The sequence below is a fragment of the Mesorhizobium sp. C395A genome, assembly GCF_030323205.1.
Lineage (GTDB): Bacteria > Pseudomonadota > Alphaproteobacteria > Rhizobiales > Rhizobiaceae > Mesorhizobium.
This window is the reverse complement of the sequence record NZ_CP100473.1, coordinates 2,515,070-2,538,824: the sequence shown is the minus strand read 5'-3', so window position 1 is coordinate 2,538,824 and position 23,755 is coordinate 2,515,070. Positions and strand designations below refer to the sequence as shown.

23 protein-coding genes and 1 pseudogene are annotated in these 23,755 nt (G+C 63.0%); 18 read left to right on the top strand and 6 right to left on the bottom strand.

Translation table 11 applies throughout. The features are described from left to right. Positions 1 to 141: 141 nt before the first annotated feature. From NLY37_RS12585 to NLY37_RS12545, 9 genes are all read left to right on the top strand, one after another. The gene (locus NLY37_RS12585; protein ID WP_023714739.1) at positions 142 to 1,098 is read left to right on the top strand and encodes an acyl-CoA desaturase; all 957 of its coding nucleotides are present in this window, start codon (positions 142 to 144) and stop codon (positions 1,096 to 1,098) included. A gap of 123 nt (positions 1,099 to 1,221) precedes the next feature. Then, entirely contained in the window at positions 1,222 to 1,818 is a 597-nt protein-coding gene (locus NLY37_RS12580; RefSeq protein ID WP_023741661.1) for a LysE family translocator, read from the top strand. Between the two features lie 228 nt (positions 1,819 to 2,046). Further along, entirely contained in the window at positions 2,047 to 3,342 is a 1,296-nt protein-coding gene (locus NLY37_RS12575; protein ID WP_023741660.1) for an efflux RND transporter periplasmic adaptor subunit, read from the top strand. Beyond that, positions 3,339 to 6,500: an efflux RND transporter permease subunit gene (locus tag NLY37_RS12570; protein WP_023690919.1), complete on the top strand. Its 3,162-nt coding sequence runs from the start codon at positions 3,339 to 3,341 to the stop codon at positions 6,498 to 6,500. Before NLY37_RS12575 ends, NLY37_RS12570 begins: the two co-directional genes overlap by 4 nt. A gap of 65 nt (positions 6,501 to 6,565) precedes the next feature. After that, positions 6,566 to 7,189, top strand: a complete 624-nt coding sequence (nthA, locus tag NLY37_RS12565; RefSeq protein ID WP_023690920.1) for a nitrile hydratase subunit alpha — start codon at positions 6,566 to 6,568, stop codon at positions 7,187 to 7,189. Then, a complete protein-coding gene (gene nthB / locus NLY37_RS12560; RefSeq protein WP_023690921.1) occupies positions 7,186 to 7,845 on the top strand; it encodes a nitrile hydratase subunit beta in 660 nt (219 codons plus the stop codon). The genes nthA and nthB overlap by 4 nt, the downstream gene beginning before the upstream one ends. Further along, positions 7,832 to 8,206 (top strand): nitrile hydratase accessory protein, encoded by a 375-nt coding sequence (locus NLY37_RS12555; RefSeq protein WP_023690922.1) that lies wholly within the window; start codon positions 7,832 to 7,834, stop codon positions 8,204 to 8,206. Before nthB ends, NLY37_RS12555 begins: the two co-directional genes overlap by 14 nt. A gap of 35 nt (positions 8,207 to 8,241) precedes the next feature. Next, positions 8,242 to 8,484 carry a hypothetical protein gene (locus tag NLY37_RS12550; protein WP_155921648.1) on the top strand — a complete coding sequence of 81 codons (243 nt, stop codon included), beginning with the start codon at positions 8,242 to 8,244 and terminating at the stop codon, positions 8,482 to 8,484. Positions 8,485 to 8,790: 306 nt separating this feature from the next. Further along, the gene (locus tag NLY37_RS12545; protein WP_023668361.1) at positions 8,791 to 9,918 is read left to right on the top strand and encodes an ATP-dependent DNA helicase; all 1,128 of its coding nucleotides are present in this window, start codon (positions 8,791 to 8,793) and stop codon (positions 9,916 to 9,918) included. 34 nt (positions 9,919 to 9,952) lie between these two features. Here NLY37_RS12545 and NLY37_RS12540 read toward each other — a convergent pair whose 3' ends face one another. Then, on the bottom strand, positions 9,953 to 10,372 hold the full coding sequence (locus NLY37_RS12540) for a SpoIIAA family protein (RefSeq protein WP_023690925.1): 420 nt from the start codon (positions 10,370 to 10,372) through the stop codon (positions 9,953 to 9,955). Between the two features lie 112 nt (positions 10,373 to 10,484). On the opposite strand from NLY37_RS12540, the gene NLY37_RS12535 reads away from it, so the two are divergent. The 4 genes from NLY37_RS12535 to NLY37_RS12520 all read left to right on the top strand — a co-directional run bounded on the left by NLY37_RS12535 (position 10,485) and on the right by NLY37_RS12520 (position 16,353). Next, entirely contained in the window at positions 10,485 to 11,225 is a 741-nt protein-coding gene (locus NLY37_RS12535; protein WP_023690926.1) for a pyridoxine 5'-phosphate synthase, read from the top strand. A gap of 77 nt (positions 11,226 to 11,302) precedes the next feature. Continuing rightward, entirely contained in the window at positions 11,303 to 13,216 is a 1,914-nt protein-coding gene (locus NLY37_RS12530) for a potassium transporter Kup (protein ID WP_023823130.1), read from the top strand. 141 nt (positions 13,217 to 13,357) lie between these two features. Next, on the top strand, positions 13,358 to 15,277 hold the full coding sequence (locus NLY37_RS12525; RefSeq protein ID WP_286442487.1) for a potassium transporter Kup: 1,920 nt from the start codon (positions 13,358 to 13,360) through the stop codon (positions 15,275 to 15,277). Positions 15,278 to 15,312: 35 nt separating this feature from the next. Continuing rightward, complete coding sequence (locus tag NLY37_RS12520) at positions 15,313 to 16,353, top strand: SDR family oxidoreductase (protein WP_023741659.1); 1,041 nt, start codon at positions 15,313 to 15,315, stop codon at positions 16,351 to 16,353. Positions 16,354 to 16,403: 50 nt separating this feature from the next. On the opposite strand, the gene NLY37_RS12515 is transcribed toward NLY37_RS12520, so the two are convergent. After that, on the bottom strand, positions 16,404 to 17,294 hold the full coding sequence (locus tag NLY37_RS12515; protein ID WP_023741658.1) for an SDR family oxidoreductase: 891 nt from the start codon (positions 17,292 to 17,294) through the stop codon (positions 16,404 to 16,406). 138 nt (positions 17,295 to 17,432) lie between these two features. Here NLY37_RS12515 and NLY37_RS12510 point away from each other — a divergent pair, with 138 nt between their 5' ends. Both NLY37_RS12510 and NLY37_RS12505 read left to right on the top strand, forming a co-directional pair. After that, positions 17,433 to 17,840, top strand: coding sequence for a winged helix-turn-helix transcriptional regulator (locus NLY37_RS12510; protein WP_023690335.1), 408 nt, complete (start codon positions 17,433 to 17,435; stop codon positions 17,838 to 17,840). A 73-nt stretch (positions 17,841 to 17,913) separates the two neighbouring features. Further along, the gene (locus NLY37_RS12505) at positions 17,914 to 19,242 is read left to right on the top strand and encodes an FAD-dependent oxidoreductase (protein ID WP_245270887.1); all 1,329 of its coding nucleotides are present in this window, start codon (positions 17,914 to 17,916) and stop codon (positions 19,240 to 19,242) included. Here the strand turns inward: NLY37_RS12505 and NLY37_RS12500 are convergent. Both NLY37_RS12500 and NLY37_RS12495 read right to left on the bottom strand, forming a co-directional pair. Then, positions 19,136 to 19,852 (bottom strand): annotated as a pseudogene (locus NLY37_RS12500) (glutathione S-transferase family protein); the annotation flags it as partial. The gene NLY37_RS12505 and the pseudogene NLY37_RS12500 sit on opposite strands and share 107 nt — an antisense overlap. A 1-nt stretch (position 19,853) precedes the next feature. Then, positions 19,854 to 20,159 (bottom strand): Rieske (2Fe-2S) protein, encoded by a 306-nt coding sequence (locus NLY37_RS12495; protein ID WP_023731256.1) that lies wholly within the window; start codon positions 20,157 to 20,159, stop codon positions 19,854 to 19,856. A 95-nt stretch (positions 20,160 to 20,254) separates the two neighbouring features. On the opposite strand from NLY37_RS12495, the gene NLY37_RS12490 reads away from it, so the two are divergent. From NLY37_RS12490 to ilvC, 3 genes are all read left to right on the top strand, one after another. Next, complete coding sequence (locus NLY37_RS12490) at positions 20,255 to 20,713, top strand: MarR family winged helix-turn-helix transcriptional regulator (RefSeq protein WP_023741655.1); 459 nt, start codon at positions 20,255 to 20,257, stop codon at positions 20,711 to 20,713. 142 nt (positions 20,714 to 20,855) lie between these two features. Further along, positions 20,856 to 21,521: a TetR/AcrR family transcriptional regulator gene (locus NLY37_RS12485; RefSeq protein ID WP_245260243.1), complete on the top strand. Its 666-nt coding sequence runs from the start codon at positions 20,856 to 20,858 to the stop codon at positions 21,519 to 21,521. Positions 21,522 to 21,544: 23 nt separating this feature from the next. Beyond that, positions 21,545 to 22,564 carry a ketol-acid reductoisomerase gene (gene ilvC / locus NLY37_RS12480; protein WP_013531065.1) on the top strand — a complete coding sequence of 340 codons (1,020 nt, stop codon included), beginning with the start codon at positions 21,545 to 21,547 and terminating at the stop codon, positions 22,562 to 22,564. Between the two features lie 81 nt (positions 22,565 to 22,645). Here ilvC and NLY37_RS12475 read toward each other — a convergent pair whose 3' ends face one another. Both NLY37_RS12475 and NLY37_RS12470 read right to left on the bottom strand, forming a co-directional pair. Beyond that, on the bottom strand, positions 22,646 to 22,930 hold the full coding sequence (locus NLY37_RS12475; protein ID WP_023685169.1) for a PilZ domain-containing protein: 285 nt from the start codon (positions 22,928 to 22,930) through the stop codon (positions 22,646 to 22,648). Between the two features lie 168 nt (positions 22,931 to 23,098). Continuing rightward, complete coding sequence (locus NLY37_RS12470; protein WP_023741654.1) at positions 23,099 to 23,692, bottom strand: BA14K family protein; 594 nt, start codon at positions 23,690 to 23,692, stop codon at positions 23,099 to 23,101. Positions 23,693 to 23,755: the final 63 nt, after the last annotated feature.

Sequence of the window (23,755 nt, the reverse complement as noted above, 5' to 3'; positions counted from 1 at the left end):
TTTCGCTTCCGGTATTTAGTCTATTGCCTAAATACCTAAATCGGAATAGTAGATAGTTAGCTTATTGCCTAAATAAGCGCCGGCGCGCCGGAAGGCAAGGCTCTTTGGTCCGGAAATGTTTCCTGCAGAGGAGGGGTACCGATGAAGACCATATCCACAGGCAGAATGATCTCGCAGCCCTTGAGCGATGCCGAAGATGGCGAGGTCGTCTGGATGCCGGCCAAGTCGATCTGGGTCGGTGCGATGACGCTGATTGCGTTGGTGTTCGGGCCGCTGACCTTCAGCTGGAGCGCTTTCGCCCTGTTCGTAGCGACGACGGCGGTGACGATCTGCGCCGGACACTCGGTCGGCATGCATCGCCTGCTCATCCATCGCTCGTTCAAGGTTCACATCTGGCTCAAACACGCGCTGGTCTATCTCGGCACGCTCGTCGGCATGGCCGGTCCGTTCGGCATGATCTATGCGCATGACATACGAGACTGGGCGCAGCGCCAGACGGCTTGTCACGACCTGCACGCCCACCGCCGGCCTTTCTTCACCGACGCTTTCTGGCAAATGCATTGCGCCGTAGCGTTGCGCAATCCGCCTGACTTCGTCATCGAGCCGTCGATCAGAAACGACCGCTTCTACAAATTCGTCGAGCGGACCTGGATGCTGCAGCAACTGCCGTGGGCGATCCTTTTCTTGCTCCTCGGCGGGTGGAGCTGGGTGGTCTGGGGCATTGCGGTGCGTATCTCCGTGTCGCTGACCGGGCATTGGCTGGTCGGGCATTTCGCACATCGCAGCGGGCAGCAGGGCTGGCGCGTCGATGGCGTTGCCGTGCAGGGCTACAACCTGCCGCGTTTCGGCCTGGTGACCTTTGGCGAGAGTTTCCACGGCAATCACCATGCGTTTCCCGAATCCGCAAAGCTCGGCCTGGAACGCGGGCAGATCGATCTCGGCTGGCTCTTCATCCGCATCCTGGCTGCCCTCGGCCTCGCGCATGGCGTGAAGCTTCCCGGGAACACGCCGAGGCGCAAAGGCCTGCGGCGTGTGGCTGGCCGTCAGGAGGCCGCCGCCGCTCCCAGCCTGTTGTCGGCGCGGGCCCACGGCAGGTAGACTGTGCCGGCCTGGCTGGCTCGGGATAGGCGGATCACGGCGGAGCGCTTTGGACCAATGGAATGAGGTTGCGTCCAGCGCTCTGTCGATTTAAGTCAGCATTGCTGACCTTTGTGAGCCGTCATGACCCTCGACGCTTTCCTTGCCCTTTTGGTCTACGCCTTCGTGACCTCGATCACGCCGGGGCCGAACAACCTCATGCTCTTGGCGTCGGGCGTGAATTTCGGCCTGGTCAGAACCATCCCGCATATGCTGGGCATCAGCATGGGTTTCCTGGTGCTGTTGCTTGCTGTCGGCTTTGGCCTGGGCGCGGTGCTTACGGCGTTTCCGGCCTTGCACACCGGATTGAAGATCGCCGGCGCTGCCTATCTGCTCTATCTCGCCTGGAAGATCGCCATGTCGCGCTCGCTGTCCAGCAAGGGTGAGACGGAGGCACGGCCGATGCGGTTCATCGAGGCAGCCGCATTCCAGTGGGTCAATGCGAAAGCCTGGGTGATGGCGATCACCGCCATGGCCGTCTACTCCAATCCGGGCCACCCGTTCCTGTCGGTGGCGCTGATCGCGATCGCCTTCACCGTCGTCAACCTGCCGAGCGTCTCGATGTGGGCCGGTTTCGGCACAGCGCTGCGCGGGTTCCTGTCGGATCCGGTGCGGCTGAAATGGTTCAACATCGCCATGGGCGTGCTCTTGGCGGCGACGCTCTGGCCGATGCTGAAATAGACGCATCCCGCCTGAGATCTCAACCGCATCCTGGCTGGTTTTCCGACTGCTGAGCCGGCTGCATAGTCATTGTGCAGTGCACATTAAATCTTCGTAATGCCGTGTTTTGGCCCTTTTCCGACAAATGTGCGTCCTATCATCTACTTCGGCGAGATCGCGGCAAGGCGCCGTGATTGCGTAGAATGAGACCACCGGGTTCGGCGTGTCGGATCATAGGGCTTTTAGTCGATGCGCGGTAAAGTCGTTCTGGCGGTGGTGGTGGCAGCGGCCTGTGTCGCCGCGGCATGGGTCTATTTTTCGCCGGCGGCGATGAGCAGTCTGCAGCAGATGCTGCCGGGCGCCAGGCAGACGGCAGCGGCGGACAAGCCGGCTGGATCGGACAAGGCTTCGGCCGACAAGGCAGGGGGCAAATCCGGCGCCGGCGGCAATGCCGCCCGTTCGGCCTCGATCGTCTCGGCCACCGCGACAACGGCCGATTTTCCGATCCGCCGTTACGCCATCGGCTTCGTGTCATCGCCGGCCGTGGTCAACATCAACGCCCGCGTGTCCAGCCAGATCGTATCGATCGACGTCAGGGACGGCCAGATGGTGAAGGCCGGCGACCTGCTGTTCTCGCTCGACGACCGGGCGCTCAAGGCGCAGCTTGCCAAGGATCAGGCGACGCTCGCCAAGGACCAGGCCCTGCTGACCAGTTCGGGCTCCGACCTCCAGCGCGCCAAGGATCTCGTCGCCAAGCAGGCCGGCACGCAGCAGACCTACGATCAGGCGGTGGCGGCGCAAAAGGCTGCCGCGGCGACCGTGGACGCCGACAAGGCGACGATCGACGCCGACAATGTCCAGCTCGGCTTCGCCAGCATCAAGGCGCCGATTGCCGGCCGGCTGGGCGCCGTCAACGTTTCGGTCGGTGACCTGGTCACCTTGAGCAACGGCAACTCGAGCACGGCCACGCCGCTGGTGACGATCACCGAGATGGATCCGCTGCAAGTCAACTTCAACCTGCCGGAGAGTAACCTGGCGCTGCTGCACAAGGCGCTGGCCAACCCGCAGCAAGGCGCGGTGACGCTGACCAAGGATGGCGATCCGACGCCGATCGGCAAGGGCACGCTCGACTTCGTCGATTCCAGCGTCGACACCGCATCCGGCACCATCGCGACCCGGGCGAGCATTCCCAATGCCGATCTTTCACTGTGGCCCGGCCAATATGTGAATGTCGTGCTCGACGCCGGCATCATGCCGCAGATGCCATCCATCCCGACGGTCGCGATCCAGCCCAGCCAGAAGGGGCCGTTCGTCTATGTCGTCAAGCCGGACAACACGGTCGAGATGCGGCCTGTGCAGGTGGCGCTGACCGAAGGCGAAAACAGCGCCATCAGCGAGGGCGTCAAGTCAGGCGAGAAGGTTGTCGTCGAGGGCCAAACCAGGCTGAAGGACGGCGCCAGCGTGCATGAAGGCAAGGCAACTGCCGGCGGTCAGGCAGCGCCCAAGTTGGCGGAAGCCGACAAAGCCGGCGGAGCTGCCCAATGATCTCAGAATTCTGCATAAGAAGGCCTGTCGCGACGCTGCTGATGTCGTTCGCCCTCGTGCTGGGCGGGCTGTTTGCCTACAAGTTCCTGCCGGTGGCGGCGCTGCCGAGCGCCGAATTCCCGGTCGTCAATGTCTCGGCCAACCTGGCCGGCGCGTCACCCGAAACCATGGCCACTTCGGTGGCGACGCCGCTGATCAAGCAGTTCGCCACCATTGCCGGCATCGATTCCATCTCGACCAGCAATTCGCTGGGACGCACGTCCATTGCCATCCAGTTCGTGCTCAACCGGGATATCGACGCGGCGGCCGCCGACGTGCAGGCGGCGATCGCACGCACGCAGCGGCAACTGCCGCCCGAGATGACAGCGCCGCCGAGCTATCGCAAGGTCAATCCGGCCGACGCGCCGATCCTTCTGATGTCGCTGGTCAGCGACACGGTTCCGCTCACCGACCTCGACGCCTTCGCCGAAAACGTCATCTCGCCCTCGCTGTCGACCATCGACGGCGTTGCGCAGGTGTCGATCTTCGGCCAGCAGAAATATGCGGTGCGCGTGCAGATCGACCCGACGGCGCTGGCGGCGCGCGGCATTTCGATCGACCAGCTGCAGACGGCAATCGCGTCGGCCAACTCCAACACGCCGCTCGGCGTCTTGCAGAACGACAAGCAGCAGCTGACCATCACGGCCAATACGCAGCTCACCGATGCCGCCGGGTTCTCCAACCTCATCATCGCCACCAAGAACGGCCATCCGGTGCGGCTGGGCGAGGTGACGCGCGTCATCGACTCGGTCGAGACCACGACGACTGCAAGCTGGTATGACGGCACGCGCGCCATCATCCTGGCGGTGCAGCGCCAGCCCGACGCCAACACGGTCGACGTCGTCGACAAGGTCAAGGCGATGCTGCCGTCGTTCAAGGACCAAATGCCGGCCGCCGCCGACATCAAGCTGCTCAACGACCGTTCGACCTCGATCCGCCAGGCCGTCGACGACGTCCAGTTCACGCTGCTTCTGACCATCGCTTTGGTGGTGATGGTGATCTTCGTCTTCCTGCGCCGGGTGACTGCAACCATCATTCCGGCCGTGGCGGTGCCGATCTCGTTGATCGCGACGCTCGGCGCCATGTTCCTGTTCGGCTTCTCCATCGACAACATCTCGCTGATGGGACTGACGCTCGCAGTCGGCCTCGTCGTCGACGACGCCATCGTCATGCTGGAAAACATCTTTCGCCACATGGAGGAGGACGGTCTCTCGGCCTTCGATGCCTCGCTGAAGGGCGCGCGCGAAATCGGCTTCACCATCATCTCGATCTCGATCTCGCTGGTGGCGGTGTTCATCCCCGTGCTTCTAATGGGCGGCGTCATCGGCCGCATCTTCAACGAATTCGCCGTCGTGGTGACGGTCGCGATCCTTGCCTCGATGTTCGTCTCGCTGACGCTGACGCCGATGCTGTGCTCAAGGCTGCTGTCGGTGACCAAGGCCGATCGCGACAAGCACGCCCCCGGCCACAAGCAGGACTTCGTCACCCGCGGCTATGATCGGCTTCTGACATTCTGCCTGCGCCACACTTTCCTGGTGTTCCTCGTTTTTGTCGGCACGGCGGCAGGGTCGGTGTGGCTGATCGAAGTCTCGCCGAAAGGCTTTTTCCCGCAAGAGGATATCGGCCAGATCTCGGTGACGACGATCGCCAGGCAGGACATCTCCTACGACGCCATGGTCAAGCTGCAGAACCAGGCGGCAAGTGTCTTCTCGCGTTCGCCCTATGTCTCGCATGTGGCCTGGTCAGCCGGCGGCGGCAACAATGCGCTGAACCAGGGCCAGCTCTATGTGCAGCTGAAGGACAAGAGCCAGCGCCCCGACATCGATAAGGTACTGTCGGATCTGCGGCGGCAGCTGGCCGTCGTGCCGGGGATCGATGCCTATATGCAGCCGGTGCAGAACCTGCGACTTGGCGCGCGTTCTTCCGCCAGCGCCTACCAGCTCGTCGTTCAGGGCCTCGATACCGGCCTGACCGACACATGGGCGCAAAAGCTCGACGATGCGATGGCGGCCGATCATGCGAATTTCACCGACGTCACCAGCGATTTGCAGAACAATTCATTGCAGGCGACGCTGGTGGTCGATCGCGACAAGGCGGCCTCGCTCGGCATCGACACCGACACGCTGCGCTCCAGTCTCTATGGCGGCTTCGGCACGGAGCAGGTCTCGACGATCTTCGGCTCGGCCGACAGCTACGAAGTCATCATGGAGCTCGATCCCAACATCGAATGGTCGCCCGAGCGCATGCTGGCCATCCAGGTCAGGACGGCAAGCGGCAGCCTGGTGCCGCTCGGCGCCTTTGCCCGCGTCGACCGCACCGCCGGCGCGCTGACGGTCAACCAGCTCGGCCAGCTGCCCGCGGTGACCATCTCCTACAACCTGCCGCAAGGCGTGGCGCTGGGCGACAGCACGGCCCGCATCGCCGCGCTGAAGGAGCAGATCGGCATGCCGCCGGCGATTTCGACCAGCTTTGCCGGCACCGCCAAGACCTTCCAGGATTCGCTGGCCAATCAGGGCCTGCTGATCGGCGGCGCCGTTCTGACCATCTATATCGTACTCGGCATCCTCTATGAGAGCTTTATCCATCCGCTGACCATTCTGACCGGCCTGCCTTCGGCGGTGCTGGGCGCGGTGGTCGCGCTGCGCTTTGCCGGCATGGACCTGTCGGTGATCGCGGTGATCGGCATCCTGATGCTGATCGGCATCGTCAAGAAGAACGGCATCATGATGGTCGACGTCGCGCTGGAGCTGCGACGAGAAGGCATGTCGGCCAAGGAATCCATACACAAGGCGTGCCTGATGCGTTTCAGGCCGATCATGATGACGACGTTGGCGGCGCTGATGGGCACGTTCCCGATCGCGCTCGGCACCGGCGCCAGTGCTGAGCTGCGCCAGCCGCTCGGTGTCGCGGTGGTTGGCGGTCTCCTGGCGTCGCAGGCGCTGACGCTGTTCGTCACCCCTGTCATCTATGTCTATTTCGAGAATTTCTCCGGCTGGCTGGTGAGCTTCTTCTCTTGGAAAAAGAACAGGCCGGAGCTGCATGCGGTCGAGAGCGGCGAGCAGGCCTCGCTGTTCGCTCCCGAGGATCGGCTCGAGCCGCAAAGGGCCGCCGCCGAATAGGCGATAGCCCGTGGCCCAAGCTGTCATGCTTGCGGCCGCGTGCCGCCGATCCTAATCTGAGGGTCATGTCCCATGATCATGACCACGACAATGAGCTCGACCCATTTGCGGCGCGCGTGCGCGCGCTGGAGACCATCCTCACCGAAAAAGGCCTGATCGATCCGGCGGCGATCGACGTCATCGTCGACACCTACGAGACCAAGATCGGGCCGCGCAACGGCGCCAGGGCGGTGGCGAAAGCCTGGAGCGATCCGGCCTTTGCCGAGTGGCTGAAGCGCGACGCGACTGCGGCGATCACCTCGCTGGGCTACACCGGCCGCCAGGGCGAGCACATGCAGGCGGTGTTCAACACGGACGAGACGCACAACCTCGTCGTCTGCACGCTGTGCTCCTGCTATCCGTGGTCGGTGCTCGGCCTGCCGCCGGTCTGGTACAAGGCGCCGCCCTATCGCTCGCGCGCCGTGATCGATCCGCGCGGCGTGCTGGAGGAGTTCGGGCTGACCTTGCCGGCGGAGAAAAACATCCGCGTCTGGGATTCGACTGCCGAACTGCGCTATCTCGTGGTGCCGATGCGGCCTGACGGTACCGAAGGCTGGAGTGAGGACCAACTCGCCGAACTGGTCAGCCGCGATGCGATGATCGGCACGGCGGTGGCCAAAGAACCCGGGACAAAGAAGGTACCGGCATGAACGGGCCGCAGGATCTCGGTGGGCAGATGGGTTTCGGGCCGGTCGCGCCCGAAAAGGACGAACCGTATTTTCATGCGGATTGGGAGAGGCGGGCGCTCGGCGTGACGCTGACTGCCGGCGCCATGGGCGCGTGGAACATCGACGAGAGCCGGCACGCCAGGGAATCGCTGCATCCGGCCGTCTATTATTCCTCAAGCTACTACCAGATATGGATCAAAGCGCTCGAGGTGCTGCTGAAGCGCCATGGCTTCGTCAGCGAGCGCGATCTGACGGAAGGTCGGGCGGTCGATCCGGCGGCGACGCCCAAAAGGGTGTTGAAGGCCGAAAACGTTCCGGCGGTGCTGGCCAAGGGCAGTCCCTGCGACCGGCCGGTCGAGACGGCGCCGCGCTTCAAGGCCGGCGACCCGGTGCGGACAAGGAATTTCAATCCCACCGCCCACACGAGGCTGCCGCGTTATGCGCGCGGCAAGCACGGAGTTGTCGAGGCCGTGCGTGACGGTTTTGTGTTCCCCGACAGCAACGCGCATGGCAACGGTGAAAACCCGCAATGGGTCTATACCGTGGTCTTCGATGGCTCGGAAATCTGGGGCGAGGGCGCCGACCCGACGCTGACCGTCTCGATCGATGCCTGGGAGAGCTATCTTGAGCCGGCCTGAAGGTGCACTGCCGGCGGGTCTGGACGAACCGGTATTCGCCGAACCCTGGCAGGCCGAAGCCTTCGCCATGACGGTGGCGCTGCACGACAAGGGCCTGTTTTCCTGGGCCGAATGGGCCGATGCGCTGTCGGCGCAAGTGAACAAGCCGGGCGCCGCAAGCGATGGCCACGATTATTACGAGCATTGGCTGGCTGCGCTGGAGACGCTGCTGGCGGCCAAGGGCGTCGCGGGAAAAAGTGACGTCGACACGCTCGCCGCCGCCTGGGAACGCGCCGCGCATGCAACCCCGCACGGCAAGCCGATTTTGTTGGAGAACGATCCCGGGCCGACCAGAGGTAGCGGCGGCGGCGCGAACATATAGTCCGCCTGTGGTTGGTGTTTGAAATCTGGCGGCCGATGCAACTAATTTTCGACGACCATGCGTTCGTCGTCCCCATAGACAAACGCCTCAACGACGGCGAAGCGGCCACGGTTTTTGGAAATGGCGACGAAGTCGTTGTCACCCAAGTGGAGGATCACTTGCTCGTCGCTGATGGTAACACGTCTATGGTTCTGGCATTTTCGTCACTCAGACAGGCCGTGACCTCGGTATATATCGCGAACCCTGCGTCATCCGACAAGGAGACAACGATGCCATAACCAGGTTCGCCGATTTCGATCTTCTTTATCGACTTTCCGATCAGCCTGTCTGCGAACGACCTCATCAATATCCTCGCTTATAGGTGTCTGCGCCGATCTGCATCTCGATCATGTCCGTGATAGTGGCATTGCCCGATCTAGGTTCAAATGCCTGAATTCAAATCGTTCGTTATCCGCTTGCATGTTCACTTTACGTTCGCATTTGCGCCTGCTAGTTTGTCCCGTTGAAGGTGAGGCAATCCCATCGTTTTAAGCGGTGTTAGCACCAAGCTTGTCTTTCTCTCGCGAATCCGGTCTGTCGAACCGATGGAATTCTCCCCCCAACAGGACGAGGCTCTGAAAGCGGTGGCGCGCTGGCTGAAAGAGGGCCGGCCGCAGGTCTTCCGGCTGTTCGGCTATGCCGGCACCGGCAAGACCACGCTGGCGCGCTATTTTGCCGAGCATGTCGACGGGCAGGTGCAGTTCGCCGCCTTCACCGGCAAGGCGGCGCAGGTGCTGCGTTCCAAGGGCGCGGTCAATGCTCGCACCATCCATTCGTTGATCTACCGGCCGAAGGGCGAGGAATCGGTGTCGGACGAGGTGACGGGCAAGACCTCGATGTCGCCGACCTTCTCGCTCAACCGGCAAAGCCCTATTTCACGGGCGAAGCTGGTGGTCATCGACGAATGCTCGATGGTCGACGAGCAGCTTGGCCGCGACCTTCTGAGTTTTGGCACGCCGATCCTGGTGCTTGGCGATCCGGCGCAGCTGCCGCCGATCTCGGGCGGCGGCTTTTTCACCGAGCATGAGCCGGATGTGCTCTTGACCGAAATCCACCGCCAGGCGCGCGACAATCCGATTATCCAGCTGGCGCTCGACGTGCGCGAGGGCCGCGAGTTCATGCGCGGCGACTACGGCACCGCGCAGGTCATCGGCAAGGAGGACGTCACCCAGGAGCTGGTGCTGAAGGCGGACCAGGTGTTGGTCGGCACCAACCGCACACGCCGCCGCTACAATCAGCGCCTGCGCGAGCTGAAGGGTTTCAATGCCGATTATCCGCAGGCCGGCGACAAGCTGGTCTGCCTGCGCAACGACCCCGCCAAGGGCCTGCTCAACGGTTCGCTGTGGAAGGTGATGACCTCGTCGCGCGAGACGGTGAAGCCGGGCATCAACCTTCTGGTCTCGCCCGAGGAGGACGATCCCGACCGCGGCGTCGCCAAGATCAAGCTGCTCAAGTCGGCTTTCGAGGATCCGGACGCCGATATCCCCTGGCAGCAGAAGAAGCGCTTTGACGATTTCGACTATGGCTACGCGCTGACCGTGCACAAGGCGCAGGGTTCGCAGTGGAACGACGTCGTGCTGTTCGACGAGAGCTGGGCGTTCAAGGAAACCCGCCAGCGCTGGCTTTATACCGCCATCACGCGGGCGGCAGAGCGGCTGACGATTGTTAGATAACTGGCGTTGGATAGCTGGCGTTAGATAGCCGGCGTCAGGTAGCAGCCGGCGCAGCAGGGCTGAGTGGCGTCGCACCCAGCCATTGCCAGGCATCCGCTTCGTCCTCGGCCGCGAAGTGCCTGAACTCGATGGGTGGCGAAGCCGGAAGGAAGTTCCGCGCATCCGCTATCCAGTCCGGCTCACCGATCGTCGCGCACCGGGCGATATGCTCTAGCGCATGAACCGTACCTTGTTTCAGCGTCTCGTCGTCCATATCGATCCAGTCGACGCCCTCATGGTCGACCAGCCGCACCAAGACGTCGATCCTCGGGTGCAGCGCGTAGGCAGCCTCCAGCAATCCGAACAGATTTTCGCCGTCGGCGGCCGATACATGGCCGACGACGTCGATGGCGAAAAGGTCCTCACGGTTGGTTTCGAGGCGGCGGATCGCGGGCACGGATTGGAGAAAATTCATTGGCTGGGTTCCCCCTTGCGAGCAGATGTCATCACTGGAACACCCGAAAGCCCCTGTCTGTTCCCATCAAAGGCAGTATAGATGCGCTGCACAAACAGCCGGACCTCACGCCATGCCCGCGAAACTCTCGGTCAATCTCAACGCCATCGCCATGCTGCGCAACCGCCGCGACCTGCCGTGGCCGAGCGTCACCGGGCTCGGCCGCCTGGCGCTGGCGGCCGGCGCGCACGGGCTGACGGTTCATCCGCGGCCCGACGAGCGCCACACCAGGCATTCCGACCTGCCGGAGATCCGGGCGCTGATCGACGACGAGTTTCCCAAGGCGGAATTCAACATCGAGGGCTACCCGACCGAGGATTTTCTGGCGCTTGTGGAAAGGCACCAGCCGGAGCAGGTGACGCTGGTGCCCGACGATCCGGCGCAGGCGACATCGGACCATGGCTGGAACTTTGCCGCCGAGGCGGCGTTCCTTATCCCGATCGTCAAGCGTCTGAAAAAAGGGGGCTTCCGCGTGTCGCTGTTTTCCGATCCGGATCCCACCGGCGTCAATGCCGCGCGCGACACCGGCGCCGACCGCATCGAGCTCTATACCGGGCCCTACGGCAGCTACCATTCCGATTCCGCCAAGGCGCGGAAGGAGCTGGAAAGATTGGGAAAAACCGCGGATGCCGCACTCGCCGCCGGGCTCCAGGTCAATGCCGGGCACGATCTGGTGGTGAACAACCTTCCGGCATTGGCAAAGCGCATTCCGGCATTGGCCGAAGTGTCTATCGGACACGGGTTGACAGCCGATGCGTTGGAGTATGGCATGGCCGGCACGGTGGGGCGGTTTCTGAAGGCTTGCGGTTGGTAGCGGTGGAAGGCTCGTGTCGAAGGTGATATCGCATGACAGCAAGCAAGGCGCACCGCGCGGTGATCGGGGAGTAGTCGATGGCTCTTTCCAGCATCGGTAGCGAGGCTGAACCCGTCGAACAACCGAACCACTCCCACACTGAACAGCACAGCACCAAAGTTCTGATGCTGGGCGCGCTTGGCGTCGTCTATGGCGATATCGGCACCAGCCCGATCTATGCCTTCCGCGAGGCGCTTCACGCTTCGCCTGGTACCGACACGCGTATAGATGTCCTGGGCGTGCTGTCGCTGATCGTCTGGGCGCTGACGATTATCGTCACCATAAAATACGTCGCTTTCGTGCTTCGCGCCGACAACAAGGGCGAGGGCGGCACGCTGTCCCTGATGGCGCTGGCGCGCAGCGCCTATCCAAAAGGCGCCAAGCTTATCCTCGGCATCGGACTTTGCGGGGCGTCGCTTTTTTTCGGAGACGCTATCATAACTCCGGCCATTTCCGTGCTGTCGGCAGTTGAGGGCCTGGAAGTGGTGACACCGACGCTGGAGGCCTATGTCGTTCCGATCACCTTGGTCATCCTGGCATTTCTGTTCTCCGTGCAGCGCTTCGGCACGGGGAAGGTGGCGGCAGTATTCGGGCCGGTGACGGCGCTATGGTTCCTGGCCATCGGCGTTTCCGGGCTCTACCACCTGATGGATGATCCTTCGGTGCTGTTGGCGATCAACCCGTATTATGCGATCGCCTACTTAGCCGGCACGCCGACCGCCGCTTTCGTGACCGTTGGTGCAGTGTTCCTGGCGGTAACGGGGGCCGAGGCGCTTTATGTCGACCTTGGACATTTCGGGCGCAAGCCGATCGTGCTCGCGTGGTTTTCCGTGGTGTTTCCTTGCCTGCTGCTCAACTACTTCGGCCAGGGCGCCTTTGTATTGGCGAATGGCGGCAGGCCGACCAATCCATTCTTCGAGATGTTGCCGGATTGGGCGCTGATGCCAATGGTCGGCTTGGCAACGGCCGCCACCGTGATCGCCAGTCAGGCGGTGATCTCGGGTGCTTTTTCGCTGGCACGTCAGGCAGTGCAACTCAACCTGCTGCCCCGCATCGAGGTGCAGCACACGTCCGAAATGCAGAGCGGCCAGATTTATATGCCGCGCGTCAACCTGCTCATCGCCCTGGGAGTGATGCTGCTGGTTGTCGGCTTCGGCAGCTCGAGTTCGCTGGCTTCCGCTTACGGAATTTCGGTAACCGGCGAGATGCTGATGACAACCATTCTGCTGTTCGTTGTCATGCGCAATTTGTGGAAATGGCAGCTTGGGCTCGCCCTGGCATTGGCGCTGCTGTTCGGCACCATCGACATGGGTTTCTTCCTCGCGAATGTCGTCAAGATCGTGGAAGGCGGATGGGTGTCAATATCCGTTGCCTGCCTCATGGGGCTGATCATGACCACCTGGATACGCGGCAGCCGCTATCTGTTCGACAAGACCCGGCGCAACGAAATCCCGCTCGATTTCCTCGCCGGCAATCTGTTGAAGAAGAAGCCGCAGCTGGTGTCCGGCACCGCCGTGTTCCTGACCAGCGATCCGCAAAGCGCGCCGACAGCGCTGATGCACAGCCTGAAGCACTACAAGGTGCTGCACGAGCAGAACGTCATTCTGTCGGTGGTCACCGCACCGCAGCCGCTGGTGCCCGACAGCGAACGGGTCAAGATGGAGACAGTCAACGAGTTGTTCATGCGGGTGACGCTGACCTTCGGCTATATGGAGCAGCCCAACATTCCGCGCGCGCTGGCGATCTGCCGCAAGCAGGGCTGGAAGTTCGACATCATGACGACTTCGTTCTTCCTGTCGCGGCGCTCGCTCAAGGCATCGCCCAATTCCGGCATGCCGGTGTGGCAGGACAAGCTGTTCATCGGGCTCGCCCGCTCGGCGGCCGATGCGACGGAGTATTTCCAGATCCCGACCGGACGTGTGGTCGAGATCGGCACGCAGGTGGCGATCTGAGGTTTCCGGCAGCCTTTGACGCCACGCACCGGTCATTGCGGGGCAAGCCCTGCGCTGGGAACATGGTAGCCCTACCGTCACGGCACTTGATATTGCATCGCAGCAAGCGTAGAGCACCGCGCGCTTATCGGAGTGTCGTCCATGGCCCTTACCAATGCTGGTATTGAGGCAGAACCCGTCGAACAATCGAGCCATCCCGAAATCGAACAGCACAGCACCAAAGTTCTGATGCTGGGCGCGCTCGGTGTGGTCTATGGCGACATCGGCACCAGCCCGATCTACGCCTTCCGGGAAGCGCTTGTTGCGTCCTCCGGCGGCGAAATCGCCGAGCGCGGCGATATTCTGGGCGTGCTGTCGCTGATCATCTGGTCGTTGACGATTATCGTCACCATCAAATACATCATGTTCGTGCTCAGAGCCGACAACCGAGGCGAGGGCGGCGTGCTGTCGCTGATGGCGCTGGCGCGCGGCAGTTTCCCGACCCGCTCGGCGATCATCCTGGCCATCGGTATTGTCGGCGCGTCATTGTTCTTCGGTGACGCCGTCATCACGCCGGCAATCTCGGTGCTTTCGGCGGTTGAAGGCATGAATGTCGTTACCCCGACCTTCCAGCCCTACGTCGTGCCGCTGACGCTGGTCATCCTGGCGATCCTGTTTTCGGTGCAGCGCTTCGGGACCGGCGGTGTGGCGCTGATCTTTGGCCCGATCACGGCGGTCTGGTTCCTGGCTATCGGTCTTTCGGGCTTGAACCACATCATCGCCGATCCCGAAATCCTGTGGGCGGTCAGCCCGCACTACATCGTCGCCTTCCTGATCAATTCGCCCGATGTCGCCTTCGTCACCATCGGCGCCATCTTCCTCGCCGTCACCGGCGCCGAAGCGCTTTATGCCGATCTCGGCCATTTCGGCCGCAAGCCCATCGTGCTCGCCTGGCTGGCCATCGTGTTTCCCTGCCTGCTGCTCAACTATGCCGGGCAGGGCGCTTTCGTGCTGGCGAAGAACGGTCACGTCGGCCATCCATTCTTCGAGATGAACGAAGGCTGGACGCTGATCCCGATGGTGGTATTGGCAACCGCGGCGACGGTCATCGCCAGCCAGGCGGTCATATCGGGCGCCTTCTCGCTGACCAGGCAGGCGGTGCAGCTCAATATGCTGCCGCGCCTCGAAATCCTGCACACGTCGGAACGGCAGTCGGGCCAGATCTACATGCCGCGCGTCAATGTTTTGCTGGCTTTGGCGGTGATGTTGCTGGTCGTCGGTTTCGGCGAATCGAGCAAGCTCGCCTCCGCCTATGGCATCTCGGTGACCGGCAACATGTTGGTGACGACGGTGCTGCTGTTCGTCGTCATGACACGCATCTGGAAATGGCGGCTGTGGGTGGCGGTGGCGATGACGGCGGTGTTCGCGTTCATCGACATCGGCTTCTTTGCCTCCAACATCGTCAAGGTGTTCGAGGGCGGCTGGGCGTCGCTTGCGGTGGCCTTCACCATCGTTCTGGCGATGTGGACCTGGGTGCGCGGCAGCCGCTATCTGTTCGACAAGACCCGGCGCAACGAAATCCCGCTCGATTTCCTCGCCGGCAATCTGTTGAAGAAGAAGCCGCAGCTGGTGTCCGGCACCGCCGTGTTCCTGACCAGCGATCCGCAAAGCGCGCCGACAGCGCTGATGCACAGCCTGAAGCACTACAAGGTGCTGCACGAGCAGAACGTCATTCTGTCGGTGGTCACCGCACCGCAGCCGCTGGTGCCCGACAGCGAGCGGGTCAAGATGGAGACAGTCAACGAGTTGTTCATGCGGGTGACGCTGACCTTCGGCTATATGGAGCAGCCCAACATTCCGCGCGCGCTGGCGATCTGCCGCAAGCAGGGCTGGAAGTTCGACATCATGACGACGTCGTTCTTCCTGTCGCGGCGCTCGCTCAAGGCATCGCCCAATTCCGGCATGCCGGTGTGGCAGGACAAGCTGTTCATCGGGCTCGCCCGCTCGGCGGCCGATGCGACGGAGTATTTCCAGATCCCGACCGGACGTGTGGTCGAGATCGGCACGCAGGTGGCGATCTGAGGGTCTCGAACGGATAAATCGTCGAGGAGGCTAATATGAGCGGCGAATTGGTGCTGGTCACCGGCGGGTCCGGCTTCCTCGGCGCTCACTGCATCCTCGAACTGTTGAAGGCCGGCTACCGCGTCCGCACCTCCGTGCGATCGGCCAGGCGCGAAGCCGATGTGCTCGCCATGCTCAAGGCAGGTGGCACGGAGCCCGGTGACGCCCTTTCATTCGCCCATGCCGATCTGATGGCCGACGCAGGCTGGCCGGCGGCGGTGGCCGGCTGCGATTACGTGCTGCATGTCGCATCACCTTTTCCGCCCGGCGTGCCCACGCATGAGGATGACCTGATCCTTCCGGCACGCGAGGGCGCGTTGCGCGTGCTGCGGGCGGCGCGGGATACCGGGGTCAGGCGCGTCGTGCTCACCTCATCCTTCGCGGCCGTCGGCTATGGCAAGATGCGCGCGGATGGGCAGCCTTTCAACGAGGAAAACTGGACCGATCCGGCAGGCAAGGTCAGCGCCTATGTGAAGTCCAAGACGCTCGCCGAGCGCGCGGCCTGGGATTTCATCGCCGAGCAGGGCGGCGCGCTGGAACTTGCGGTCGTCAATCCCGTTGGCATCTTTGGACCGGTGCTCGGCGCCGACCATTCGACCTCGACCGAATTTGTCCAGCGCATGCTGAACTGCGCCGTGCCTGGGCTGCCGCGCCTGTCCTTCGGCGTCGTCGACGCGCGCGACGTGGCGGATCTGCATGTTCGCGCCATGACCCACCCCGCCGCCAAGGGCGAACGGTTCCTCGCTGTCGCCGGCGATTTCATGACGGTGCGCGAGATCGCGCAGACCCTGAAGACGCGGCTCGGGCCGGCGGCGTCGCGCGTCTCGACGCGGGAGTTTCCCGATTGGCTGGTGCGCATCATCGGGCTGTTCAATCCGGAAGCGGCACAGCTCGCAACGGAACTGGGCAAGATCAAGAACGCCACCAACGCCAAGGCGGTGCGCGTGCTCGGCTGGGCGCCACGCTCGCGCGAAGATGCTTTGATTGCCACGGGCGAAAGCCTGATCCGGCTGGGACTGGTCAAGCGACGTAAGTAATTGTGCGGGAGGCCGAATCGTAAGGGCTCGGCGTCCCGCAACGGCAGCTTTCAGCCGGCCAGTGCAGCCTTGTTCGTCTCCAGAAACTGCTTCAGCGGCACCGACTTTCGGCCGGAGAGTTTTTCGACCGCGTCGGTCACCATGCCGAGGTCACCTGCGCGGGCGGCAGCGTCGAACGACACCAGCACCTTTGCGAAGGGTTCAGGCAGGCCGGCCGACTTCATTCCCTCGGTCAGGGCTTCGTCGGAAAGCTGGATGACCTGGATCGGCTTGCTGGTGACTTCGGTGACCAACGCCGCCACTTCGGCAGCCGTATACGCACTGGGGCCGGTCAGCGTGTAAGTCGCGCTTTCGCTGCTGTCCGAGGCGAGCCCCGCTGCGATCGCCGCCGCGAAATCGTCGCGCGTGCCGTAGGAAATGGCGCCGTCGCCGGCGGAGGTGTACCACTGACCCGATGCCAGAACCTGCGGCAACGCCATGAACAGGTTCTCGTTATACCAGCCATTGCGGAAGATCGTGTAGGGGATGCCGCTCGCCTTGATCGCCTGTTCGGTGTCGTAGTGGTCGGGCGCGAAAACAACCGGCGAACCAGGCTCGGGGTTGGGCATCGAGGTGTACAGCAGGTGGCCGACGCCAGCCTGTTTGGCCGCGGTCACCGCCGCAAGCTGCTGCTCGCGCCGCTTCCCCTGTACCTCAAGTTCGTTGGTCGAGATGACGAGTGCCCGGTCGGCTCCCGCGAAGGCCTCGGCAAGCGATTGCGGGTCGTTGAAGTCAGCGGCTCTGACGACGACGCCGCGCGCCGCCAGATCGGCAAGGTTGGCGGGTGTACGGGTGGTGGCGATGATGCGGTTTGCGGGGACCTTTAATGTGTCCAGCAGGTGGTTGATGACGCCGCGGCCAAGCTGGCCGGAAGCGCCGGTGACGAGAAGGGTTGCGGTCATGGGGGATCCTGAAATTGCGCCGGGTGGCGGGTGCTTCTGACAGTCTCAAAAAGAGACCAGCACTAAAATAAGAATTGACCGGCCACCGTAAAGAAGGCAGTTTTTAGGGAGGTAGGCACCGCCAGGGAACCAGCAGCCATGGACGGCAAGGTCGTCAATCTGAGAACCAAGCTCAATATATTCAAAGCCACCAGCGATGGCGCAAACATTGCCGATTGCCCGGTTCGCGACGTGATGCAGGGTGTGAACGGCAAATGGAGTTCGCTGCTGATGGCGGCGCTCGCCGAGCAGCCCTATCGTTTCGGCGAGTTGCGGCGCCTGGTGCCCGACATCTCGCAGCGCATGCTGACCCAGACGCTCCACGATCTGCAGCGCGACGGCTTTGTTCATCGCGAAGTGTTCCCGACCAAGCCGCCAAGCGTCGAATACAGCCTGACCGATCTCGGCCGTTCGATGTTCGGCGCCTTGCATCAACTGATCCTGTGGGCCGAACTCAACCATGGTGCGGTGCGCAAGGCGCGCGCTGCCTTCGACGCCGGTGGCTGATATTTTGGTCCATGCAGCAATGGCTTGATTTGACAATGGCGCTGAAGGATTGTCCCGCCAGTGGTTGGGCGCAATGGAAAAATCTCTAGACATCGCGATTGCGGGCGCCGGCCCGGCGGGGCTCGCCACCGCGCTCTTTCTCAAGCGTGCGGGCCATAACGTCACCATCTTCGAACGTTTCGAGGAGCCCAAGCCCGTCGGCTCCGGACTGATCCTGCAGCCGACCGGGCTGAGCGTGGTTGCCGATCTCGGCCTGCTCGACGACATTCTGGCGCTCGGCAGCCGCATCGAGCGTCTGCATGGCGCCGATGCCTCGACCGGCCGCACCGTGCTCGCCGTGCGCTACGACGCGCAGCCTGGCGGCCGCTTCGGGCTGGCGGTGCACCGGGCGGCGCTGTTCAACGTGTTGTTCCGCGCCGCGCAGTGCCAAGGCATCGCCATCGAAACCGGTGTCGAGATCGAGGCGCTGGACGTCGGTGAGCGGGCAAGCCTGATCTTCGACAAGAGCCGAACGGTGGGGGGCCGCAGGGCAGGGCCGTTCGACCTCGTCGTCGACGCCAGCGGCTCGCGTTCGAAGCTGCGCCGGTGCCTCAACGATCCGGCCGAGCCGCGGCAGCTCACTTACGGCGCGTTCTGGGCCTCGCTCGGCTGGCGCCAAGGCTTCGACGAAAATGCGCTGCTGCAGCGCTACGACAAGGCCAGCGTGATGATCGGCGTCCTGCCGATCGGCCGACCGGAACCGGGCGCGGAAAAGATGGCGGCGTTCTTCTGGAGCCTGAAGCCGGCGGATGCCGAAAACGTGCGCGCGGCAGGGCTCGACGCCTGGAAGGCGAGACTGGTCTCGCTGTGGCCACAGTGCGAGGCGTTCACCAGCCAGATCGACAGCTTCGACCAGCTGTCGCTGGCGCGCTACGGCCACCACACGATGAAGCTGCCGGCCGGCCGCAGGCTGGCCGTCATCGGCGATGCCGCGCATTCGACCAGCCCGCAGCTCGGGCAAGGCGCCAACATGGCGCTGCTCGACGCGGCAGCACTCAGCCATGCCTTGGCACAAACGGGCAACGTCGAGGCAGCGCTGGAAAGCTACGCCCGGGCGCGGCGATGGCATGTCCGAATCTTCCAGCTGCTGTCGCTGGCGCTGACGCCGTTCTACCAGTCGGACGGCACGATGCTGCCCTTCTTCCGCGACAGGCTGGTGGCAACCATCGCCAAAATCCCGCCAGTGCCAAGCGTGCTTGCCTCGATGGTGGCCGGCACGCTGATCGATCCGTTCAGGCGGATCGGGCTAGAGGAGGTGCACTGGCCAGATCATCCGGCGGGATCAGGGTCGAGAGAAACGAATTTCTCGCACGCAGGAATAGACGCAGCCGCTGCGGATAGTCCGGCGCCACGGCACCCTTGATCGAGGCGCGTTCGCTCAACGCCTTGCGCCAGGCCTGGACCCGCAGCTTCCCGTCCAGCAGGCCGAAATTGCCGATCCGGTCGAAGGCGTCGAGATAGCGGAAGACCGGGCCGTAGACGGCGTCGACGAGGCAAAAGCGCTGGCCGCTGAACCACGGTCCGGCCTGGTCGGCCAATTCGTTCTCGACACGATCGAACATGGCTGACAGCGCTGCGGATTCCGCCAGGAAGGCGGCCTCCGTCGATGCCGAGTAGAACCGGCCGATGGTGTTCAATGTCGCCGAGCCGAACTCGATCCAGGCGCGATGCCGGGCACGGGCGTAGGCGTCGGCCGGATGCAGAGGATTGGCTTGCGTCTCCTCGAGGAATTCGAGAATGACGGCGGATTCGAAGATCACCGTCTCCTCGCCATTTGCCTGGAGGATCAGCAGCGGCACCTTGCCCAGCGGCGAAATCGCCTTGAACCAGTCCGGCTTGTTGGCGAGGTCGATGGTGACACGCTCAAACGGCACGCCTTTCTCGGCCAGCGAGATAGCCGCGCGCTGCACATAGGGGCACAGATGATGGCTGACGAGAATGAGCTTGCCAGGCATTTCATTCTTCTCAGGCATGTCACTCTCCCCAGACATAGTTCAACGCGCCGTCGTCGACGCGCGTCGACAGGAACATCAGTCGCGACGCTTTTGGCGCCGGACCTTCAAGCCGATCGCCGCTTTCCATATCGAAGGCGGCACCGTGCCATTGGCAGACCAGCTTGCCGTCCTTGCAGTCGAGCGGCCCGCCGAAATGCAGGCAGACATTGGCGGCGGCACGGACACGCTCGCCGCTGCGCCAGACATGGACCTCGCGGCCGAAGAACGGTGCGATCAGGCTGCCCGTCTGTGGGACGTCGGCGACTTTGCAAATTTCGTGTTTCATGGATCTTTCCCGGATCGATGCAGTTGCATGCATATAGATGCAAGTGCATTGACCGTCAAGCTTGATGCAACTGCATCTACCGCCTAGGATGGGTCATGACCAAAACAACCACGCCTTCGCCGGAAGCCGTCAAGGCCTGGGCCCGCCTAATGCGGGTTTCGCGCCAGCTCATCGAAATGGCGGAAGAGGCTTTGAAGACTAGCGGCTTGCCGCCGCTCGACTGGTATGACGTGCTGCATGAACTCGCCGAGGCGGGTGAGGGCGGGCTGCGGCCATTCCAGCTGACCGAGCGCACACTGTTTGCGCAGTATAACATCTCGCGGCTTCTGGCGCGCCTCGAGGCAGACGGACTGGTCGAGAAGCTCAGGGCTGCCGATGACGGCCGCGGCCAGACCATCCGCATCTCGGCCAAGGGCCGTCAGACGCGGCGACGGATGTGGGCTGTCTATGGACGGTCGATAGCGGAATTGGTCGGCGCAAAACTCTCCGCGGAGGAGCTGAAGATACTGGCGAGCCTGCTTGGAGAGCTGCGCCATCCGCCCGCCGATGATTGATCCGTCAGAATCTCGTGGTTGCTCGGCGGCTCTCACGTCGACGATTTTTCTACCTGACCCCTTGCGTCGAGCATAGGATTGCGCAATATGCCGAACCGTAACGTACGGTACGCAGTTTGAGGCGGCCCGGCGACCTCATCGAATGGGCAGGAAATTGTTGCAGGCAAGGGCCGAGATCGATACCAGCGAAGTGCTGACAGAGCGGCAAAAGGTCGTCCTGGACGCGGCTTTGCGGCTGCTGGTCGAGGAGGGCGACAATCTGACCATGACGGCGGTGGCGCGCCGCGCCAGCTGCTCCAAGGAAACGCTCTACAAATGGTTCGGCGACCGCGACGGACTGCTGACGGCGACCGTGCAGTGGCAGGCATCGAAAGTGCGCGTGGTGCCGGTCGACGGTGAGCGGCTCGATCTTGCCTCGCTGACGGCAAGCCTGGAAGGCTTCGCCTCGGACTGGCTAAAGGTGATTTCGAGCGATACCTCGATCGCGCTGAACCGCGTCGCGGTCGGCCATGCCGGATCCGGAAAGGACGATCTCGGCGCCATCGTGCTGGAGAATGGCCGTTTCGCGCTGGCCAGACGCCTGAAGCCGGTGCTGCTTGCCGGCAAGCATGCCGGGCTGCTCGACTTTACGGATGCCGAAATGGCGTTCCGGACCTTTTTCGGGCTGGTCGCCCGCGACGTGCAGATCCGTCTCCTGCTCGGCGACAGGCTGGAATTGACTGAAGCGGCGATCGGCGGCGATGCCGTCCGGGCAACGCAGCAGTTTCTCGCTCTTTATGGAGCAAAAACCGGGCCGCAAGGCCTCTAATCTCTACGGGAAGGAAGCAAAAGATGCGTGTCTATTACGATCGCGACGCCGATCTCAATCTGATCAAGGGCAAGAAGGTCGCCATAATCGGCTATGGCAGCCAGGGCCGGGCGCACGCGCTCAACCTCAAGGATTCGGGCGCCAAGGAAATCGCCATCGGGCTCAAGGCTGGATCGGCGACCGCCAAGAAGGTCGAGGCCGACGGGCTCAAGGTGATGAGCGTGGCGGACGCTGCCAAATGGGCCGATTTGATGATGATGGCGACGCCTGACGAGCTGCAGGCCGACATCTACAAAAACGAAATCGCGCCGAACATTCGTGACGGCGCCGCGATCGCCTTCGCACACGGCCTCAATGTGCATTTCGGCCTGATCGAGCCGAAGTCGACCGTCGATGTCGTCATGATCGCGCCGAAAGGCCCCGGCCACACGGTGCGCGGCGAATACCAGAAGGGCGGCGGCGTGCCGTGCCTGGTCGCCGTCAACCAGGATGCTTCCGGCAACGCGCTCGATCTCGCTCTGTCCTACGCCTGCGGCGTCGGCGGCGGCCGTTCGGGCATCATCGAGACCAATTTCCGCGAGGAATGCGAGACCGATCTGTTCGGCGAGCAGGTCGTGCTCTGCGGCGGCCTGGTCGAACTGATCCGCGCCGGTTTTGAGACGCTGGTGGAAGCCGGCTATGCGCCCGAAATGGCCTATTTCGAGTGCCTGCACGAGGTCAAGCTGATCGTCGACCTGATCTATGAAGGGGGCATCGCCAACATGAACTACTCGATCTCGAACACGGCCGAATGGGGCGAATATGTCTCTGGCCCGCGCATTATCACCGCCGAGACCAAGGCCGAGATGAAGCGCGTGCTGAAGGACATCCAGACCGGAAAATTCACCTCGGAGTGGATGCAGGAATACCGCGCCGGCATGTCGCGCTTCAAGGGCATCCGCCGCAACAATGACAGCCACCAGATCGAGGAAGTCGGCGCCAAGCTGCGCGCCATGATGCCCTGGATTTCCAAGAACAAGCTGGTCGACAAGGCCAAGAACTAACCCGCAGTCGTCGGGATTGGGAGCAAAGAGCCGGCGGAGCGATCCGCCGGCTCTTTCATGCCGGTTTATCGATCAGGACGCTCAGCCATAGTGCCAATGCGGCTTCGGCTCGGTGCCGGTGAACTCGACGCCGATGCGGTCGTCGCGGCGCCAGCGCACGATGGCCTTGTAGCCGATGCCGTCGACCGGCACATAGAGCAGGAACTCGTCCGGCACGCGCGCGTCTATAGACACTTTCAGCTCGGCGCCGCCGGCATGCATGTTGCGCACCGTGCACTTGACCTCGGAATTGGTGAGGCCGGTCAGAATCGTCGCGCCTTTCAGCACGCGCTGCCGGTGTTTGTTTCGCAATTCGTTGTCGGCCATGACGGCACGTCCTTCGCGACCGGATCGGCGCGATCGTCAGATGGGGCACGATATCACGGATAGGCTGAGCCGATAAACATATGGTTAGCGGTGACCGAGACCAGCCGTCTTTCCCAAATGAAACGGCGCCGCGATGGGGCGGCGCCGTCGTGTATTGTCGTTTATAGTTCAGCTGTAGGGCGACCAGCATTGCTGGCGCGGGCCACCATAGGGCTGGAACGTGTTGTCCCAGGCCCGATAGGACCGATAGCGGTCGTAGCACCACTGGACATGGGCGCTGGACAGACGCTGCGTGCGGTAATAGCGCCGGGGCGCCGGCTGCACGTAGTAGCCGTCATTGTAATAGCCGTTATTGTAGTAGCCGTTGTTGTAGATGCTGCCGAGGCCGAGACCCAGGCCGAGGCCGAGAACTGCTGCGGCGCCGCTGTCAAAATCACGGCCGCGATGGTGGCGGTGATGGCGCCAGCGCCAGTTGTCGCCGCCGTTCCAGTTGCCGCCATTCCAGTTGCCGTTGTTCCAGTTGCCTGACCGGGCAAAGCGACGGCCGTCGTGGCGGCGCCACTGCCAATCGTTGAAGGAGCGGCGGTCATTGCCGCCCGCCCAGCTGTCGCGAACCGGTGTGATGTCAGACAATGTGGTGCTTGTCGGCACCGCCAGGTTTGGCTGCAGGATCGGGCCCGCGGCGGATGGCGCCGTGAGACCTGAAAAAAGACCGAGCGCTAACAGCCCGGATTTGACGGTGGACGAAAAGAGCGAGCTCATTGCACTCTCCAAGTGATACAGGCCCCACGCCCGGATACCCCAGGGAAGTGGCCTATTGATGGA